Source organism: Streptomyces sp. NPDC058145 (genome assembly GCF_042884245.1).
Classification (GTDB): Bacteria; Actinomycetota; Actinomycetes; order Streptomycetales; family Streptomycetaceae; genus Streptomyces.
This window is the reverse complement of sequence record NZ_JBHVUH010000001.1, coordinates 713,364-730,424: the sequence shown is the minus strand read 5'-3', so window position 1 is coordinate 730,424 and position 17,061 is coordinate 713,364. Positions and strand designations below refer to the sequence as shown.

General features: G+C 72.5%; 15 protein-coding genes. 3 read left to right on the top strand and 12 right to left on the bottom strand.

What is annotated here, in order from left to right:
- The first annotated feature begins 189 nt into the window (after positions 1–189).
- Positions 190–705 (top strand): lamin tail domain-containing protein, encoded by a 516-nt coding sequence (locus ACFVVO_RS03425; RefSeq protein WP_390051279.1) that lies wholly within the window; start codon positions 190–192, stop codon positions 703–705.
- Positions 706–885: 180 nt separating this feature from the next.
- Here ACFVVO_RS03425 and moeZ read toward each other — a convergent pair whose 3' ends face one another.
- From moeZ to ACFVVO_RS03365, 12 genes are all read right to left on the bottom strand, one after another.
- Positions 886–2,064 (bottom strand): adenylyltransferase/sulfurtransferase MoeZ, encoded by a 1,179-nt coding sequence (gene moeZ / locus ACFVVO_RS03420; protein WP_390051278.1) that lies wholly within the window; start codon positions 2,062–2,064, stop codon positions 886–888.
- Positions 2,065–2,127: 63 nt separating this feature from the next.
- Entirely contained in the window at positions 2,128–2,877 is a 750-nt protein-coding gene (locus ACFVVO_RS03415) for a spherulation-specific family 4 protein (RefSeq protein WP_390051277.1), read from the bottom strand.
- Positions 2,865–3,824 (bottom strand): NAD-dependent epimerase/dehydratase family protein, encoded by a 960-nt coding sequence (locus ACFVVO_RS03410; protein ID WP_390051276.1) that lies wholly within the window; start codon positions 3,822–3,824, stop codon positions 2,865–2,867. The genes ACFVVO_RS03415 and ACFVVO_RS03410 overlap by 13 nt, the downstream gene beginning before the upstream one ends.
- Before the next feature lie 210 nt (positions 3,825–4,034).
- The gene (locus tag ACFVVO_RS03405; RefSeq protein ID WP_390051583.1) at positions 4,035–5,342 is read right to left on the bottom strand and encodes a hypothetical protein; all 1,308 of its coding nucleotides are present in this window, start codon (positions 5,340–5,342) and stop codon (positions 4,035–4,037) included.
- 158 nt (positions 5,343–5,500) lie between these two features.
- The gene (locus ACFVVO_RS03400) at positions 5,501–7,216 is read right to left on the bottom strand and encodes a DUF3492 domain-containing protein (RefSeq protein WP_390051275.1); all 1,716 of its coding nucleotides are present in this window, start codon (positions 7,214–7,216) and stop codon (positions 5,501–5,503) included.
- A 202-nt stretch (positions 7,217–7,418) separates the two neighbouring features.
- Positions 7,419–9,011, bottom strand: coding sequence for a dipeptide ABC transporter ATP-binding protein (locus tag ACFVVO_RS03395; RefSeq protein ID WP_390051274.1), 1,593 nt, complete (start codon positions 9,009–9,011; stop codon positions 7,419–7,421).
- Entirely contained in the window at positions 9,008–10,006 is a 999-nt protein-coding gene (locus ACFVVO_RS03390) for an ABC transporter permease (protein ID WP_390051273.1), read from the bottom strand. The genes ACFVVO_RS03395 and ACFVVO_RS03390 overlap by 4 nt, the downstream gene beginning before the upstream one ends.
- Positions 10,003–11,052 (bottom strand): ABC transporter permease, encoded by a 1,050-nt coding sequence (locus ACFVVO_RS03385; RefSeq protein WP_390051272.1) that lies wholly within the window; start codon positions 11,050–11,052, stop codon positions 10,003–10,005. Before ACFVVO_RS03385 ends, ACFVVO_RS03390 begins: the two co-directional genes overlap by 4 nt.
- A 4-nt stretch (positions 11,053–11,056) precedes the next feature.
- Complete coding sequence (locus ACFVVO_RS03380) at positions 11,057–12,775, bottom strand: ABC transporter substrate-binding protein (protein WP_390051271.1); 1,719 nt, start codon at positions 12,773–12,775, stop codon at positions 11,057–11,059.
- Positions 12,776–12,954: 179 nt separating this feature from the next.
- On the bottom strand, positions 12,955–13,050 hold the full coding sequence (locus ACFVVO_RS03375; RefSeq protein WP_358927507.1) for an Ms4533A family Cys-rich leader peptide: 96 nt from the start codon (positions 13,048–13,050) through the stop codon (positions 12,955–12,957).
- Positions 13,051–13,106: 56 nt separating this feature from the next.
- On the bottom strand, positions 13,107–14,681 hold the full coding sequence (locus ACFVVO_RS03370) for a DUF3152 domain-containing protein (protein WP_390051270.1): 1,575 nt from the start codon (positions 14,679–14,681) through the stop codon (positions 13,107–13,109).
- Positions 14,682–14,687: 6 nt separating this feature from the next.
- The gene (locus tag ACFVVO_RS03365; RefSeq protein WP_390051269.1) at positions 14,688–15,683 is read right to left on the bottom strand and encodes an alpha/beta fold hydrolase; all 996 of its coding nucleotides are present in this window, start codon (positions 15,681–15,683) and stop codon (positions 14,688–14,690) included.
- A 253-nt stretch (positions 15,684–15,936) separates the two neighbouring features.
- Here ACFVVO_RS03365 and ACFVVO_RS03360 point away from each other — a divergent pair, with 253 nt between their 5' ends.
- The gene (locus tag ACFVVO_RS03360) at positions 15,937–16,173 is read left to right on the top strand and encodes a hypothetical protein (protein WP_390051268.1); all 237 of its coding nucleotides are present in this window, start codon (positions 15,937–15,939) and stop codon (positions 16,171–16,173) included.
- Between the two features lie 168 nt (positions 16,174–16,341).
- Positions 16,342–16,983: a TetR/AcrR family transcriptional regulator gene (locus tag ACFVVO_RS03355; RefSeq protein WP_390051267.1), complete on the top strand. Its 642-nt coding sequence runs from the start codon at positions 16,342–16,344 to the stop codon at positions 16,981–16,983.
- The last annotated feature ends 78 nt before the right edge of the window (positions 16,984–17,061 follow it).

Sequence of the window (17,061 nt, the reverse complement as noted above, 5' to 3'; positions counted from 1 at the left end):
ATGCCACGCACATCTCCCCCACAAACCGGGCGCACGGCTTGCACAGTGTGAGTGCGCGGCCAGCCGGTCGCCACTCGTACAACGCACCACCACTGGCCTGCGGCGTTCTTGCGTCCGCAGACCCGTAAGGGGGGTGCTATGGACTCCTGTAGGGGGATCCTCGTGACCGTTTCCGCATCCGTGCGTCGCATGACCGCTGTCGCCGCCGTGTCGGCCGCCGCCGTGGGAGCCGTGGCCCTGCCGGCCTCGGCCGCCGACCACCACCCCGGCCGGCATCACCGTGACGCCGTCTACATCAGCAGCGTGCGGTACGACGCCCCGGGACGCGACGACCGCTCCAACCGCGCCCTGAACCGGGAGTGGGTCGACGTCACCAACAACTCGCGCCGCCCGGTCAACCTCAGCGGCTGGACCCTGGCCGACAGGGACGGCCACACCTACACCTTCCACCACTACCGGCTGGCCGGACGCGGCACCGTCCGCGTCCACACCGGCTACGGCCACGACACCCGCAGCGACGTGTTCCAGGACCGCAACCGGTCCGTCTGGGACCGCTCCGACACGGCGACCCTGCGCAACGACCACGGCCGCTTCGTCGACGACGCCTCCTGGGGCCGCGACCACCGCGGCGACCGCGACCACCGCGACCGTGACCACCGCGGCGACCGCGACCACCGCGACCGTGACCACCGCGGCGACCGCTGACCATCTCCCCAAGCCGGTGAACGCTGACTCGCGTTCCCGCTGAACAGGTGGGCGTGGCACTCGCCCCCGGGAGAGTGCCACGCCCACCGCACACCGCCCGAAAACCCCCGAAGCCCACGGCATCTGAGCTGGTCAGAGCCGTGGGCTTCGGGTGTGGTCGCCGATCGGCGAAAGGGGTGCTCAGTACACCGGCTTGTCCGGTTCGATCTGGTTGACCCAGCCGATCACGCCGCCGCCGACGTGGACCGCGTCGGAGAAGCCCGCGGACTTCAGGACCGCGAGGACTTCCGCACTGCGGACGCCCGTCTTGCAGTGCAGGACGATCTTCTTGTCCTGCGGGAGGCTCTCCAGGGCGGTGCCCATGAGGAACTCGTTCTTCGGGACCAGACGGGCGCCGGGGATGGAGACGATCTCGTACTCGTTCGGCTCGCGGACGTCGATGATCTCGATGCTCTCGCCGTCGTCGATCCACTCCTTGAGCTGCTTGGGAGTGATCGTCGAGTCGGCCGCCGCCGCCTGGGCCTCCTCGGAGACGACGCCGCAGAAGGCCTCGTAGTCGATGAGTTCGGTGACGGTCGGGTTGTCGCCGCAGACCGCGCAGTCCGGGTCCTTGCGGACCTTGACCTGGCGGTACTGCATCTCCAGGGCGTCGTAGATCATCAGGCGGCCGACTAGCGGCTCGCCGATGCCGGCGAGGAGCTTGATGGCCTCGTTGACCTGGATGGAGCCGATGGACGCGCACAGCACGCCCAGCACGCCGCCCTCGGCGCAGGAGGGGACCATGCCGGGGGGCGGGGGCTCCGGGTAGAGGCAGCGGTAGCAGGGGCCGTGCTCGGACCAGAAGACGGAGGCCTGGCCGTCGAAGCGGTAGATCGAACCCCACACGTACGGCTTGTTGAGCAGCACGCACGCGTCGTTGACCAGGTAGCGGGTCGCGAAGTTGTCCGTGCCGTCGACGATCAGGTCGTACTGGCTGAAGATGTCCATCACGTTGTCGGCCTCGAGCCGCTCCTCGTGAAGGATCACGTTCACGTACGGGTTGATGCCCTTGACGCTGTCACGCGCGGACTCGGCCTTGGAGCGGCCGATGTCCGCCTGGCTGTGGATGATCTGGCGCTGCAGGTTCGACTCGTCGACCTCGTCGAACTCCACGATGCCGAGCGTGCCGACGCCCGCAGCGGCCAGGTACATCAGCGCCGGCGAGCCCAGGCCGCCGGCGCCCACACAGAGCACCTTGGCGTTCTTCAGCCGCTTCTGCCCGTCCATCCCCACGTCGGGGATGATCAGGTGGCGGGAGTACCGGCGGACCTCGTCTACGGTGAGCTCAGAGGCTGGCTCGACCAGGGGTGGCAGCGACACGGGGACTCCGTTGGTCGGTCGATCACTACGGTTGTTCTCCCTGTAACACTGCCACGGGCTTCTTCATTCCGAGACACCTGTTCCGATCCGCGAGACGATCTCGTCCCAGTAGCCGGGCATCGTCTCCCAGGGGTCGGCCCGGCCGCCGCGGTCGGTGCGATCGGTGAGGTAGATCGTGCCCGCACCCTGCCAGCGGGCGATGCGCAGCGCCTCCTCCAGGTGGCCGCGCGGCACGCCGTGCACGAAGTGGCAGAAACGGTCGGGCGGATAGTCGGCGGTCCACTCGGCGGCCTGCGAGAAGCGGTAGTCGGACCAGGAACCCGAGAACGTCACCAGTTGGTCGGCGTTCTCCGCGTATCCCGGGTACGGGTGGCTGCCGTGGCCCAGGACGATGTGGGCGGTGTCACTGATCGCCCGCAGGGTGGTGATCGCCCGGCGGACCTCGGGCAGCGCGCCGCGTTCGGTGGGGCACCGGTCCAGCAGGAAGCCGTCGACGCGGTACCACTCGAGGTGGCGGTGCGCGTCGGAGAGCAGGTCACCGAAGGTGCGGACGCCATGGGCGAGGTCCAGGTGTCCGAGGACCCGCACGCCCCCGTTGCGCAGCCGGTCCGCGGCCTCCAGGCAGTGCGGGTCGGGACAGCTGCCGGGCCCGGCGGCGACGTTGAGCACCACCCAGTCGAGGGGCGTGCCGGGGCGGGCGAGTTCGGTCCACTGGGCCGGGGCGACCAGCGGATGGGCGTAACCGGGGATGCCGAGGCCGGTGCGGACGCCGGTGCCGGTGGTGCTCGCTGTGGTGCTGGTCAGATGCGGCATGCCGCCTCCATCCAGATGTCGGCGAGGGATTCCTCGAGGTTGATCCGGGGGCGCCAGCCGAGCCGGTCGCGGGCGGTGCGCACATCGGCCTGCTGCCAGCTGCCGCAGCCGTCCGGGTACGGGTAGGCGACCGGGGCCGCGTGCTCGGAGTCGACGCGGGGGTGGCCGATGGCGCTGCGCAGCGGACCGGGGGGCGCGTCGAGTTCGTGCAGGGCGCCGCCGTATCCGGCGACCCGGGCGAGGACGGCGGCGGCGTCGCGGAGGCGGACGGCGCGGCCGGAGCCGATGTTGATGACGCCCTGCGCGGCGGAGAGCGAGGCGGCGTGCACGGCGCGTGCGACGTCGCGCACGTCGATGAAGTCGCGCTGGACGCCGAGTCCGCCGAGCTTGAGTTCGCCGTCGCCGGACTGCATGGCGCGGCGCATGGCCTCGGCGAGCCGGCCGAGCGGGGAGCCGGCCGGGGTACCGGGTCCGGCGGGCGAGAAGACGCGGAGCACGACGGCGTCGAGGCCGGAGCCGAGGACCAGTTCGGTGGCGGCGAGTTTGCTGACGCCGTAGGGGCCGCCGGGGCGGGGCACGGCGTCCTCGGCCGTGGAGGAGCCGGGCTGGCTGGGGCCGTACTCGGAGCCGCAGCCGACCTGCACCAGCCGGGCCCCGCAGCCGCTGCGCCGCAGGGCCTCGCAGACGGTGGCGACGGCGACGGTGTTGTGCCGGACGAGGTCGCGGGCGCCGCCCCGGGTGGCGCCGGCGCAGTTGACGACCACTCCGGGGTGGACCGCGTCCAGGAAGCGGGTGAGCGCTCCGGGGCTGCCCGAGGCGAGGTCGAAGCGGACGTCGGCGTCGTCACCGCGGCCGAGCACGGTGAGCTGGACGGCCGGGTCGGCGAGCAGGCGGTCGGCGACGAAGCGGCCGATGTATCCGTTGGCTCCGATCAGCAGGACCCTCATCGGGCGCCTCCCGGGGTGTGCGCTCCGGCGGCTCCCAAGGCTCCGGACGCTCCGGGCGCTCCGTGTCGGGAGGTGGTCATCTGGTCTTCTCCTTCGAAGGGGTGATGCGGTGGCCTACGGTGGGGGGCCGGACGCCGTGGCCTTGGCCGGGTGGCGCCGCGCGCTCGGGGCGAGTGGCGGCGGACGCGGCCGGGGCCGGTGGCGGAAGGTTCACTCAGGTGCTCCCGCCGGGGCGTGGGCCGAGGCCCGGGTGAGGGTGCGCAGCGCGTGGACCAGCAGGGCGAGCGCGGCGGCGCCGCAGGCGAGCGTCGGCACGGTGGCGGGGCCCCAGACGTCCACCAGGGTCTGGACGGGCGCGGCGAGGAAGGCGCAGCCGGGCAGCCGGGCGGCCAGCAGCAGGGCGAGCGCCGCCGCCTCGGCGACCGCGGCGGCTCCCAGGGCGAGCGCGGGGGCGTGCCGCCGGCGGTGCGCGACGAGGAGGCGGGCGAGCAGCAGGAGGGCGCCCAGGGCCACACCCTGCGGGTAGGCCGCGCTCTCGTGCAGAACCGTGCCGCACAGGGCGAGCAGGCCGGTGAGGGCGCCCAGGAACAGGACGAGGACACCGGCCAGCAGTGGCCGGGCGGCGCTGGTGAAGTCCTCGAGTCCCCGGCTTCCGGCGAGCCTGCGGCGGGCGCCGGCGGCGAGGAGGTGGGCGCACCAGGCGGCCGGGGCGCAGGCCAGGGTGAGCGCCAGGGCGGGTGCGGCGGTCATCGGCCAGGGGCCGTCGGGAGCGCCGGTGGGCAGGGCGTCGGGGCCGCCCGCGATGACGGCTTCCAGGAGTCCGTCGCCCAGCAGCGCGTAGCCGAGCAGCCAGAGGGTCCACACGCGGGTGCCGGCCGCCCTGTGCCACGGGACCGTGCCGGGCTCGGCTGCGAGGGGGCCGCGCCGCAGGGCGGCGCGCGTCGCGGCGGCCAGGGTGAGAAGGCCGGCGGCGGCCACCAGCGGGCGGGACTGGCCGTGGGTGAGGCGCAGTCCGGTCAGGGCGGCCGCAGCGAGCGCTCCGGGAAGGATGGTGAGCAGGACCCAGCCGGCCCGGATACGGGGTCCCCGCCCCGGCTCGGGACGGGGGTGCGGGGCGCCGTCGCGGGGCACGCGCGCGTACAGCTCCTCGGCGAGCGAGAAGACGTCGCGGTGGCGGAACCGGGCGGCGGTCCGGTCGGTGATGCCGTGCGCCTCCAGTCCGGCGGCGATCTCCAGCGGGTCCACGGCCCGCTCGCACAGCTCCCGGTGACGGTGCAACAGGGTCTTGACGGGGTCGGCGGTTCCGCGCCGGAACGGGGTCGTACGGGTCCCGCCGGGCGCGGTGTCCGCGCCCGTCCGGGCCCGGGGCGCGGAACCGGCGGCGCCCGCGTCCGCGGGGCCCCCGGCGGCCGCTCCGGCGTGCGCCACGGCACCGGTGAGCCATTCCCGCGACCGCTCGTCCCAGGCCGTGCCACCGGTCGGCATCCCGGGGCGGTCGAGTTCGCTCAGCCGGTCCATGACGTTCAGCGCGTCCGTGCCGCTCAGGACGTCCGTTCCGTTCGACCCGTCCATACCGCTCAGCGCGTCCGTGCCGTGCGGTTCGTGGATGATGTCCCTGTCACCGTCGATGCCCTCCGCCCGGCTGGAACCACTCGGGGCTCCGCCCTCCGTGCCGCTCACAGCGCCCCCTCCGATGCCGCTCCCGAGGTCGCGCGGACCGGGTCGCCGGGTTCCCGGCCGGATGCTTCCCGGGTGCGTTCCCGGGCCGTGGGGCCGGTCCAGTGGACGGGCACATGGGTCTCGGCCGGGGCGGCGAACGGCAGCGGGTCGCCGGCCTCGTCGAGGACGACCCGGCGCACCGGGCAGCGCGAGACGATCTCCAGGTAGATGCCGTTGAACGCCGCGATGTTCTGCTCGACGGTGAACAGTTCGAGTGCGCGGGCGCGTGCGGCGGCGCCGAGGCGCTCACGGCGCTCGGGGTCGCGCAGCAGCGCCACGCACGCTTCGGCGAGCGCCCGGGGGTTGCGCGGCGGTACGACGAGGCCGGTGCCGCCGATGACCTCCACCACCGCGCCGACGTCGGTGGACACCGTGGCTCGGCCGCTGAACATGGCCTCCACCAGGGTGTTCGGGAAGCCCTCCACGACGCTGGAGAGGACGATGACGGCGCCGCCCGCGTACGCGTCGGGCAGGGTCGGCACCTCGGGGCCCCCGATCTCCTCGAAGGACACCGGGTTGTCGCCGACCGCGTGCACGCCCTCCGCCTCGTCCGGGAAGAGCTGCGCGGCGAGCACCCGGCAGTGGCCCAGGTAGGCCTCGCCCTCGGGGCCCACGGGCGTGCCGACGATCCGCAGCCGGGCCTTCGGCTCCTCTTTCCGGACCTCGGCGAAGGCGTGCAGCAGCGACACGAGGTCCTTGGCGGGTTCGACGCGCCCCACCCAGCCGAGCGTGTACGGATCGGCGTGGTCCGGGGACTCGCCGACCTCGGTGAAGCAGGAGGCGTCCATGCCGGGGTGCACGGTGCGGATCCGGGCGCGGTCGGCGCCGCACCGTTCCTGCCAGCGGCGGGCGTGCGCGTTGCCGGGCGTGAGGAGGGTGGCGTGCCGGTAGACCTCGGTGGCGAGCAGACCGTGGAAGGCGGCGAGCAGGGCGCGTACGGCGGGGGCGGCGGCGTCGGGGCCGAGGGCCAGGTAGTGCGAACGGAGCTGTACGCCGTACTCGGTGACCAGCAGGGGCACTTCGCACAGGTGCCGGGCGAGCAGTCCGGGCAGGGCGGCCGTGCCGCCTGCGGTGGCGTGGCAGAGGTCGGCGGCGCCGAGGCCGTCGTCGCCGTACCAGTCCAGGGAGAGGGGGCGCAGGGCGCGTTCGAGGTGGGCGGTGACCGTGAGCAGATCGGCCACGCGCGCCCCGCGCGCCGTGCGCGGCGCGCCGGGGGCGCGGCAGGCGCGCTCCAGGGTACGCAGGGCGGTGTCGGAGCGGAGTGCGCCGACCAGTCCGCCCTCGTCACGGGCGAGTTCGGCGAGGCCGTACAGCGCGCTGCCGAAACGGTCCGCCTGGTGAGCGGGCTCGGTTCCGGCGGATGAGCCGGAGGCGGCGCCGGGCCCACTGCTCAGGGCCTCGATCAGTTCGCCGTAAGACTCGCTGAAGCGCCGGCGCGCGCGCCGGCCATAGGTGACCCCGTCGTGCTCGGCCGTCCACAGCGAAGCGGTACGCACCTGGCCGACCTGCGGCGGAAGCGGGACCCAGCCCGCGTCCTCCTCCTGTCGGCCGCGGCTGAGCGCGTAGACGTCGAACTCGTGCTGGGCGAGCCCTCGCACGAGCCGGTCGCACCAGAGCCCGGCGTCACCGCCCACATACGGGTAGCCACCCTCCGTAAGCAATCCGATGCGCACGTGTGCACCCCCGATCTCCGTGAGTGGGAAGCCGCCTTCGTCCCGGCGGCTCGCAGCGGGACGAACGTATGCGGACAGAGCGGTGGCGCGATGGACGGTTGTCCATCGCGCCACCAAAAGGGGTGAACGGGCGTGACTTTCCGGTGCGGGTAGCGTTCTGTCGCGCTATGACTGCGGAAGGTGATCCTCCACGCGTGAAACGTTACGCCGCGGCCAGCTCCCGCCGGGCGGCCCGTCGCCGGGCCGCGAGCTGCGGATCGAGCGCGGGCACGGCGGCCAGGAGCTGCTTCGTGTACGGCTCGCGCGGGGCGTCGTAGACCTCGTCCACCGGACCGGACTCCACGATCCGTCCGCGGCGCATCACCGCGACCCGATCGCTGACCTGGCGGACCACGGCGAGGTCGTGCGCGATGAACACGAGCGCGAGGCCGAGTTCCCGCTGCAGTTCGCCGAGCAGCGCGACCACCTGCGCCTGCGTGGTGACGTCGAGCGCGGAGACCGGCTCGTCCAGGACGATGACCCGCGGGTCGGCGGCGAGCGCCCGTGCGATGCCCACGCGCTGGCGCTGGCCACCGCTGAACTCGTGCGGGTAGCGGTCGTAGTGCGCCGCCTCGAGCCCCACGCGCTTCAGCAGTTCGCTCACCCGCCCCCGGATGCGCCGCTCGTCGCGCTCTCCGCGCGCGCGGAGCGGGTCGGCGATGGACTCGCCCACGCTGCGGCGGGGGTTGAGGGAGGAGACCGGGTCCTGGAAGACCATCTGGACGGCCCGGTCCACGCCGGTGTGCGGGCGTCCCGCGTAGCGGATCCCGCCGGCGGTCGGCTCCAGCAGCCCGACCAGCATGCGGCCCAGCGTCGTCTTGCCGCTGCCGCTCTCCCCCACGACGCCCAGGGTCTCGCCCCGGTTGACGGTCAGCGAGACGTCGTCTACGGCCCTGAACGCGCTTTTGCCGCGCCCGAACTCGCGGCGAAGGCCGGTGGCCTCCAGCACGGCCTCCTCGGACGCCCGTGCGGCGGCTCGTGGCGCGTCCACGCGCGGGACGGCGTCGAGCAGCTCGCGGGTGTACGCCTGCCCGGGCGACGCCAGGACCGTGCCGACCGGGCCGTGTTCGACGGCCCTGCCGTGCCGCATGACCAGCACCTCGTCGACGCTCTCGGCGGCGACCCCGACGTCGTGGGTGACGAGCAGCAGGCCCATGCCGGTCTCCTCGCGCAGCGTGTGCAGCAGGTCGAGGATCTGGGCCTGGACGGTGACGTCGAGGGCCGTGGTGGGCTCGTCGGCGATCAGCAGGTCCGGCTCGCAGGCGAGCGCCATGGCGATCAGGGCGCGCTGGCGCATGCCGCCGCTGAACTCGTGCGGGCGGGAGCGGGACCGCCGCACGGCGTCCGGGATGCCGACCCGCTCCAGTACCTCGACGGCCCGCACGCGTGCGGCGCGGCGCGACACGCGTGTGTGCACGCGGTGCACCTCGGCGATCTGGTCGCCGATCGCGTAGTACGGGTCGAGCGAGGACAGCGGGTCCTGGAAGACCATGGCCGCCTTGGCGCCGCGCAGCCTGCGCAGCTCCTCGTCCGAGGCCTGCCGTACATCGGTGCCCGCGACGCGGACCGAGCCGCCGACCCGCGCCCCGGTGCCCCGGTGCAGACCCAGCAGGGCGCCGGCGACGGTGGACTTGCCGGAACCGGACTCGCCGACCAGCGCGAGGGCCTCGCCCCGCGCCAGCCGGAAGGAGAGGCCGTCCACGGCGCGCAGGGACCCGAACTCCACGGTCAGGTCCGTGACTTCGACCAGGCTCATGCGAGTACCACCCGTCGGTCGGCCACCGCGTACAGGACGTCCGCGACGGCGTTGGCGATGACCACGAAGAAGCCGATGACCAGGACCATGCCGACGACGACCGGCAGGTCGACCACCTTGACCGCGTGGACCAGTTCCTGTCCGATGCCGGGGAGGCCGAAGAGGGTCTCGGTGAGGACGGCCCCGCCGACGGCTCCGCCGAAGTTGTTGGCGTTCAGCGCGATGACCGGCGCGAGCGCCCCGCGCAGGGCGTGCCGCCCGACGACCGAGCGTTCGGAGACGCCGTAGGCGCGGAACGTCCGTACGTGGTCCTCGGCGAGGGTCTCCAGCATGGCCGCCCGGGTCAGGCGGGCGAACGCGGCCGCCTCGATGAGGGCGAGCGAGAGCCAGGGCAGCAGCAGGTTCCACGCCCACTGCTCGGGATCGTCGGTGAACTTCACGTACTGCGGGAAGGGCAGCAGCCGCAGCTCCCCGCAGACCACGATCATCAGGACCAGGCCGATGACGAAGACGGGCGTGGCCGTGCCCGCGAGGGTGACCGCGGTCAGCGCCCGCTCGGTGAACCGGCCGCGCCGCCAGGCGGAGAGCACTCCGGTGCCGACGCCGAGGACCAGCCAGATCACCATCGCGCCGGACACCAGCGACAGGCTGACCGGGAGCTTGGTCAGGATGATGTCCGTCACCTGCCGGTCGCTCTGGTAGGAGAGCCCGAGGCAGGGCGCCGGGCAGTGTGCCACCGAGGTGCCGGTCGAGTAGTCCTGGCCGGCGAAGAGGCCTTCCAGGAAGTGCCAGTAGCGCTGGTACAGGGGGTCGTCCAGGTGGAGTTGCTGGGCGACCTGGTGGACCTGGGCCGGCGAGCAGCGCGGGCCGCAGCTGATCTGGGCGACGTTGCCGGGGGTGACGTAGAAGACGACGTAGATGATCACCGAGATGGCGAGCAGGGTGACCAGGGCGCCGACGGTGCGGCGCAGCACGAAACCGCCGAACCCGCTCATGCGGCGCCCTCCTTGCCGGCTCCGGGCGTGCCGTCGTCGCCCTTGGCGGCCCCGGCCGCCCTGCCCTCGCCCTTGGCGCCCGTGCCGACGCGCAGCCGCGAGGCCGCGCGCGGGTCCAGTGCGGTGCGCACCCCGTCGCCGAGGACGGTCAGCGCGACGACGGTGACGAAGAGGGCTCCGGCGGGCAGCAGCAGGTACTGCGGCGCCGCCTGGTACCAGACGTCGGCGGCGGTGAGCATCTGTCCCCAGGACGGCGTGGGCGGCTTCACGCCCACGCCGAGGAACGACAGGGCCGCCTCGATCGAGATGTTGATGGGGACGAGCAGGGCGGCGTAGGTGATGACGGGTGCGGCGAGCCCGGGCAGCAGCTCACGGCGGGCGATCCGCCAGGTGCCCCAGCCGCTGAGCCGGGCGGCGGCCACGTGGTCGAGCCCCTTGAGGGTGAGCGTCTGCGCGCGCGTGATCTTGGCGATGTTGCCCCAGGCGATCAGGCCGATCACGAAGGTGACCAGGACGGGCCGGGGAAAGCTCGTGGGAACGATGGCGAGCAGCGCCAGCGCCATGATCATCAGGGGCAGGGCGATGATGATGTCCGTGATCCGGCTCAACAGTTGATCAATGAGCCGGGTGCCGAGCGCCGAGGCGACTCCGATCAGCACGCCGAGGGTCACCTGGATCGCGGTCGCGGCCAGCGCGACCCCCAGCGACACCCGCGCCCCGTACACCAGCCGGGCGAACAGGTCGCGCCCGGTCTGCGGCTCGACGCCCAGCCAGTGGCCGCCGCCGGCGCCGCCGAACGAGCCGATGGGGACGCCCCCGCGCGCGGAGTCGATCAGGGACGGGTGGTAGGTGGTGGGGTCCTGGCCCTCCAGGGCGGTGAGCAGCGGCGCGGCGAGCGCGACCAGGACGAGCAGCGCGACGACGGCCGCGGCGACCAGGGCGGCGCGCTGCGCCCGCAGCCGCCGCCAGAACTGACGGGCCCCCGACGCCCCCGGGACGGTGGTGTCCGTCCCGGGGGCCTGGGTGGCGACAAGTGCCTCGCTCACGGCCTTACTTCACCGCGACCTGGGAGATGTCGAGAACGCCGGTCCAGTCGCTGATGACGATGTTCCGGACGTCCTCGCCGTACAGGCGCTTGTAGACCGGGTGGAACAGCGGGACCACGAGGGCCTGCTCGCCGATCTTCTTGTCCAGCGCGCCCCAGCGCTCGGCGGCCGCGTCGAGGTCGGTCAACTTGTTGATCGCGTCAATCTCGTCATTGACCGACTTGTCGTCGAGCAGGCCCGTGTTGAAGTTCGCGCCGTCCTTGACGATCTGCCGGCCGTCGAAGATCGGGGCGAGGAAGGGGCCGCCGGAGGGCCAGTCGGCACCCCAGTGGGCGAGGAAGAAACCGGGCTCGGTCTTCACATCGTGGATCTTGTCCGAGTAGTCGTTCTCCTCCAGGCCCTGCAGCTTGACCGTGATGCCGGCCTTCTTGAGGGCGTCCTGGACCGCGGTCGCGATCTCGGGGCTGGTCTCGAAGTCCTTGCTGTTGGAGTGGGTCAGCGTGACGGTGAGGCCGTTCCTGTGGCCGGCCCGCGCCAGCAGTTCCCTGGCCTTGGCCGCGTTGCCGGACCTGCCCGCCGGGAACGGGTCGTAGGGCGTGTGTCCAAAGGACTTCTGGTCGGGCAGGAAGGTGGTGGCGGGTTCGGCGAGCGCGCTGCCGCCGGCCGCGTTGACCACCGAGGACCGGTCGACGGCGTAGGAGATCGCCTGCCGGACCTTGGGATCGTCGAACGGCTTCACCTTCGGGTTGAAGGCGATGTAGTTCGTGTAGCCGAAGTGGCCGGTGCCCACGCGCGCGGCCAGCTCCTTGTCACCGGTGACCTTGGCGAGTTCGGCCGGGCCGAGGTTGGTGTCCGTGGTGACCGCGGCGGCGTCCGCTCCCTGGGACGCGGACAGCCGCTGGTTGATCACGGAGGAGTCGAGGCCGGAGCGGACGTCGATGGTGTCCGGGTAGGCCCTGCGCTCGGCGTCGACGGCCGTGGACCAGTACGTGTTGCGCTTCAGGACGAGGTGCTCGCCGTCGTTCTCGTTGCCGACCACCTTGTAGGGGCCGGACGAGACCGGATGCTCCTCGTACTTCGTGCCCGTGTCCTTGGCCTTGGGCACGGGCGCGAACTGGGTCTGGGTGGCCAGGTACGGGAACTCGCCCTCGGGCTTGTTCAGATGGAAGACGATGGTCCGCTCGTCCGGCGTCTCGATCGCCGACAGGCCCTTCTTGTCCTTGTACGGACCCTGGTAGTCGGCGGCGCCGACCAGCCAGTCCCGCAGGTAGGGCGCACCGCCCGACAGTTCGGGCGCGAAGGAGCGCTCGATGCCGTACTTGATGTCGGCGGACGTGATCGGGGTGCCCTCCTCGTACTTGAGGCCCTTGCGCAGGGTGTACGTCCATACGGTCGCGTCCTTGCTGGGACGCCCGGTGTCGGTGGCGAGGTCGGGGACGACCTCGGCGCCGGCCGCTCCGTTCTCGCGGTTGCGGGTGGTGAGGGTGCGGAAGACGAGCGAGGGGACGTTGCCGCCGCCGGAGGTGTACAGGCGGGCGGGGTCGAAGTCCTGCTGCGGGTTGGAGTTCAGCACCGTGAGCGTGCCGCCCTTGTGCGGCGCGGAGTCGCCGGCTGAGCCCTTGGCATCGTTGTCCTTCGGACCGCAGGCGGCGGCGCCCGCTGCCACGACCAGGCTGACGGATGCCGCTGCCACGCGGCGCGCTATGACGGACGGTTGACGCATCGGAATGACGACCTCTCGGGACTGATCGAGGATTTCTCGACAAGTGAGACAGATGGACGAGGAGTGAGACGGCTGCGGACAGACGTCGGCCCCGGCGTCGGGTCGTCGAAAACACCCGTGACACGGTCACGGACGAAAAAGAGGGAAGAAGTCGCGACGCGAACGCCAGGGAGGCGGCGTCAGCGACAGTGGATGTCGGCCACGCAGAGCGCGGTCACACCGAACAGCGCCAGCTCGATGGCGGCGCTGTGCGAGACGGTATGACGGGACCACATGCTGAGAAATATGAACGAACATACGACTCATGTCAATGTGACATAAGCGCCACCTGTCAACTCCTGGGATACGGCCAGGGGTTGGGCCGGCAGTGGATTCCGTCGTGGTCGAGGAACTTGGTCTGCTGCTGCATGACCGGGGCGAGTTCGCCGTCCTTGTCACAGGTCACATGGCCGTGGCCGAGCCGGTGACCCACTTCGTGATTGATCAGCATTTGCCGGTACGCATGGATTTTGTCGCCGTATGTCTCGCTGCCCTGCGCCCACCGGTAGGCGTTGATCATCACGCGTTCGGTGGCCGCCGAGTCGCAGGAGACGTTGTCCTCCGTGGTGTCCAGGCCGGACTTGGCACACCACTTGGCGGTGGTGCCCGGACTGGCGAGCGTGATCACGAAGTCCGGCTTGCCGGAGGAGATCCGCTCGAAGGTACGGGCGTCGTCATGGGCCCAACTGCGGTCGTCGTTCAGCGTCTTCTGCACGGCTTCGGCGAACAGCTCGCCGTCCAGGCCGAGTCCCTGCTCGACGTCCACCCGGTAGGTGTACTTCTGCCCCTTGCCGGGCGCCTTGTCGAGGCCCGGAACCGCGTCGAACTTCCCGGAGCCCTTCAGTTCGGCGCCGAGCGGGTACGTCCGAGCCATCTTCTGGTCGTACGTCAGCGCCGCCACGCTGGGTGCGGTGCCGCCGGGGGCGAGGGCGTCGCCCGCCCGGCCGGGGGCGGACTGCGCCTGGACGCCGCTGCCGTCGTGGCCGTCGGCGACCTGCCCGGCGACGACGATCGCCAGGGCGGTGGTCACGGCGGCGGCCGCGATACCGGTGAAGGCCCGGCTCCTGCCGCCGGAGCGCTGTGCGGGCACAGCGGCCTCGGGCCCGTCGCCGCCGAGCCCGGAACCGGCTCCGGTGGCGGCCGAGTCCGCGTCGGGGTTGTGCGGCTCCTGCCCGCCGCCTGGTTCGGCGCGGCGGCCGGAGCCGGGCTCGAAGACGTCGATGTCCTCGTCGAAGGCGTCCAGGTAGTCCTGCCGGGGGCCGCCCTGCCGCCGCCGGCGCTGCCGCGGGAGGGCCGTGCCCGGGCCGCCCGCGCCCTGCCTGGCACCGGGAGCCGCGGGCGCCGCCGGTCCCCCGGGCGCCCCGGGCCCACTGGGAGCGATCCCGGCGCCGCCGCCGGCCGCCCCCTTGAACTCACCCCAGCCGCCCCCGGCCTCACGCTGCTCGGGATGCCCGCCACGGGCCCTGGAGGCACCACCACCGACCCGCGGCACACCCTGCGCGGGCGTGCCGTCGGGCAGTCGTGGAACGCCACGAGCCGGCGTGCCGTTCGCGAGACCCGGCACACCACGAGCGGGCGTGCCGTCCGGAAGCCTGGGCACCCCAGGAGCCGGCGTGCCGCCCAGAAAACGCGGCACCCCACGAGCCGGCGTGCCGGGCGGGAAGCCGGGTACCCCCGGCGCCGGGCGCGGCGCCGTCCCCTGGGTACCCGGGCCGCCCGCCGGGGCCTGCCGCTGGCCGGGCAGCCGGACCTCGCGTCCGGCGGTCTCGCGTCCGGCCCCGGGGGCCGCGCCCCGTGCCTCTCCCTGTGCGTTTATGTCCGCGGAGTCGCCCTTGGGGGCGGCCCCTCGGCGACTGTGGCGTCCCACCGGCCCTCAGCTCTCCGTGTCCGTGTCCGCGTCCGGATCGCCGTCCGGCGTCCCGGCCTGCGCGAGGAGTTCCCGGAACGCCCCCGCCACCACCTCCGGGTACTCCATCATCGCCACGTGCCCCGCCTCCGGCAGCGACAGCAGACGCGAGTCGCGGAAGGAGCGGGCGGCCTTGCGGGCCATGCGGAAGCCGACCAGCTGGTCGCGACCGCCGTAGATCAGGAGGGTCGGGGCGAGCACGCGCTCGGCCTGGCGCCACAGCCCGTGCTGTCCGCCCAAGGTGTAGGCGTTGACGATACCGCGCGCGGAGCGTGCCATCGCGTCCCAGAAGTACGGCAGTTGCTGCCGGCGCTCCAGCTCCTCCACGGCGTGCCCCAACGCCTCGGCCGACACGCGTCCCGGGTCGCCGTAGCAGAGCGCCATGACCCCACGCACCCGCTGTTCGGCCGTCCACTCCCGGGTGAGCCGGGTGAACAGCGCGGCGATGCCGGGGACGCCCAGCAGCCCCGTCGGCACCGCGGTCCGCTGGATCCGCAGCTCGGGCAGGGCGGGCGACACCAGGGTGAGCGTCCGGACGAGATCCGGCCGAACGGCGGCCACGCGCGTGGCGACCGCGCCGCCGAGGGAGTTTCCGAAGAGGTGCACCGGGCCGCGATCGGCCGCGTCGAGACAGCGGATGACCGCGCGCGCGTGCCCGGTGATGGAGTAGTCACCGTCGTCCGGCGGCGGGGAGTCGCCGAAGCCGGGCAGGTCCACCGCCTCACCGTCGACGACGCCGTCCAGTTCCGCCATCAACGACGACCAGTTCTGCGAGGAACCGCCGAGCCCGTGGACGTAGAACGCGGGCGGCAGCCCCTCGCGCGCGGGAGGCCGCGAACGCAGCGACAGGGTGACCCCCGGCAGCCCCACCGTCCTCAGCCGCTCGCCCTCACCGACCCGGACGGGCGCGACCCTGGGAAGGACACTTGCGGCCGGTACGGACGGGGACTCGGTCGAAGACATGCGGCAATGTTACGAGACGATCACGTAGCGGCTCATGTGTTCGCCGTCACAGATTGCGTCGGTCCGTGACGGACACAGGACCGGGAACGCGGCGCGGACGGACGGGGCCGCGCCCCCCGCGAACCGCGCAACCACAAGGCCGGCGGGCGTCCATGGCATGGCACCGGGACCGGGTGTCTCCTAGGCTCATACAGAGGGCACCCGAATGTGGCCCCTGCTGGTTCCAGGGACGTTCGTAGGAAGGGAGCCCACCATGACCCACGACTCCATCGAGGACCCCATCGAACCCGACGCGATCGAGGACCGGGAGAACGACAGCGCCCCGGAGATCGACGTCGAGGCCCCCGAGGCGGACACCACCGAGCAGCACACGGACGTCACCCCGGAGCGCGACGAGCCCCTGACGAACGTGGACCCGGCCCGCGGCAACGAGGCCGATCTCCTCGAACAGAGGCGCGTCGTCTCCCTCGACGAGGACGACTACCGCTGAACTCGCGGCCACCACGCGGAACCCGTTCGGCCGCGCCAGGGGGGCGTCAACCGCTTTCATCGCCGTCCGGTACGTGAAATTCTGCGCTCGCACCGCGCACAGCACGGTTACCGAAAAGTACGATGGCCGCGCGGCCTACACCGCACGTGGACGACTTTGGGAGGCGGCGTGACAGCCATCGAGCAGACTGAGGCAGCACGCCCGCGTGGCACACGGCTGCCACGCCGAGCCCGACGGAACCAGCTTCTGGGCGCCGCCCAGGAGGTCTTCGTCGCACAGGGCTATCACGCCGCGGCGATGGACGACATCGCCGAACGGGCCGGGGTCAGCAAGCCGGTGCTCTACCAGCACTTCCCCGGCAAGCTGGACCTCTACCTCGCGTTGCTGGACCAGCACTGCGAGGCGCTGATCCACTCGGTGCGCAACGCGCTCGCCTCGACGACCGACAACAAGCAGCGCGTCCGCGCCACCATGGACGCCTACTTCGCCTACGTGGAGGACGACGGCGGCGCCTTCCGTCTGGTCTTCGAGTCCGACCTGACGAACGAGCCCGCGGTGCGCGAGCGCGTCGACAAGGTCACCAACGAATGCGCCGAGGCCATCTGCGACGTCATCGCCGAGGACACCGGTCTCTCGCGCGCGGAGTCGATGCTGCTCGCCTCCGGCCTCGGCGGTCTCGCCCAGGTGGTGGCGCGCTCCTGGCTGCACAGCGACCGCAGCGTGCCGCGCGACCAGGCGGTGCAGCTGCTGACCTCGCTGGCCTGGCGGGGCATCGCCGGCTTCCCGCTGCACGGCATCGACCACCACTGACGGTCATTTGTTCCCCCGCGGTGTTCGCTGATGGCGTTCCGGCCCGCAACGTGTACGTCCCCTCACCGGGCTAATGTG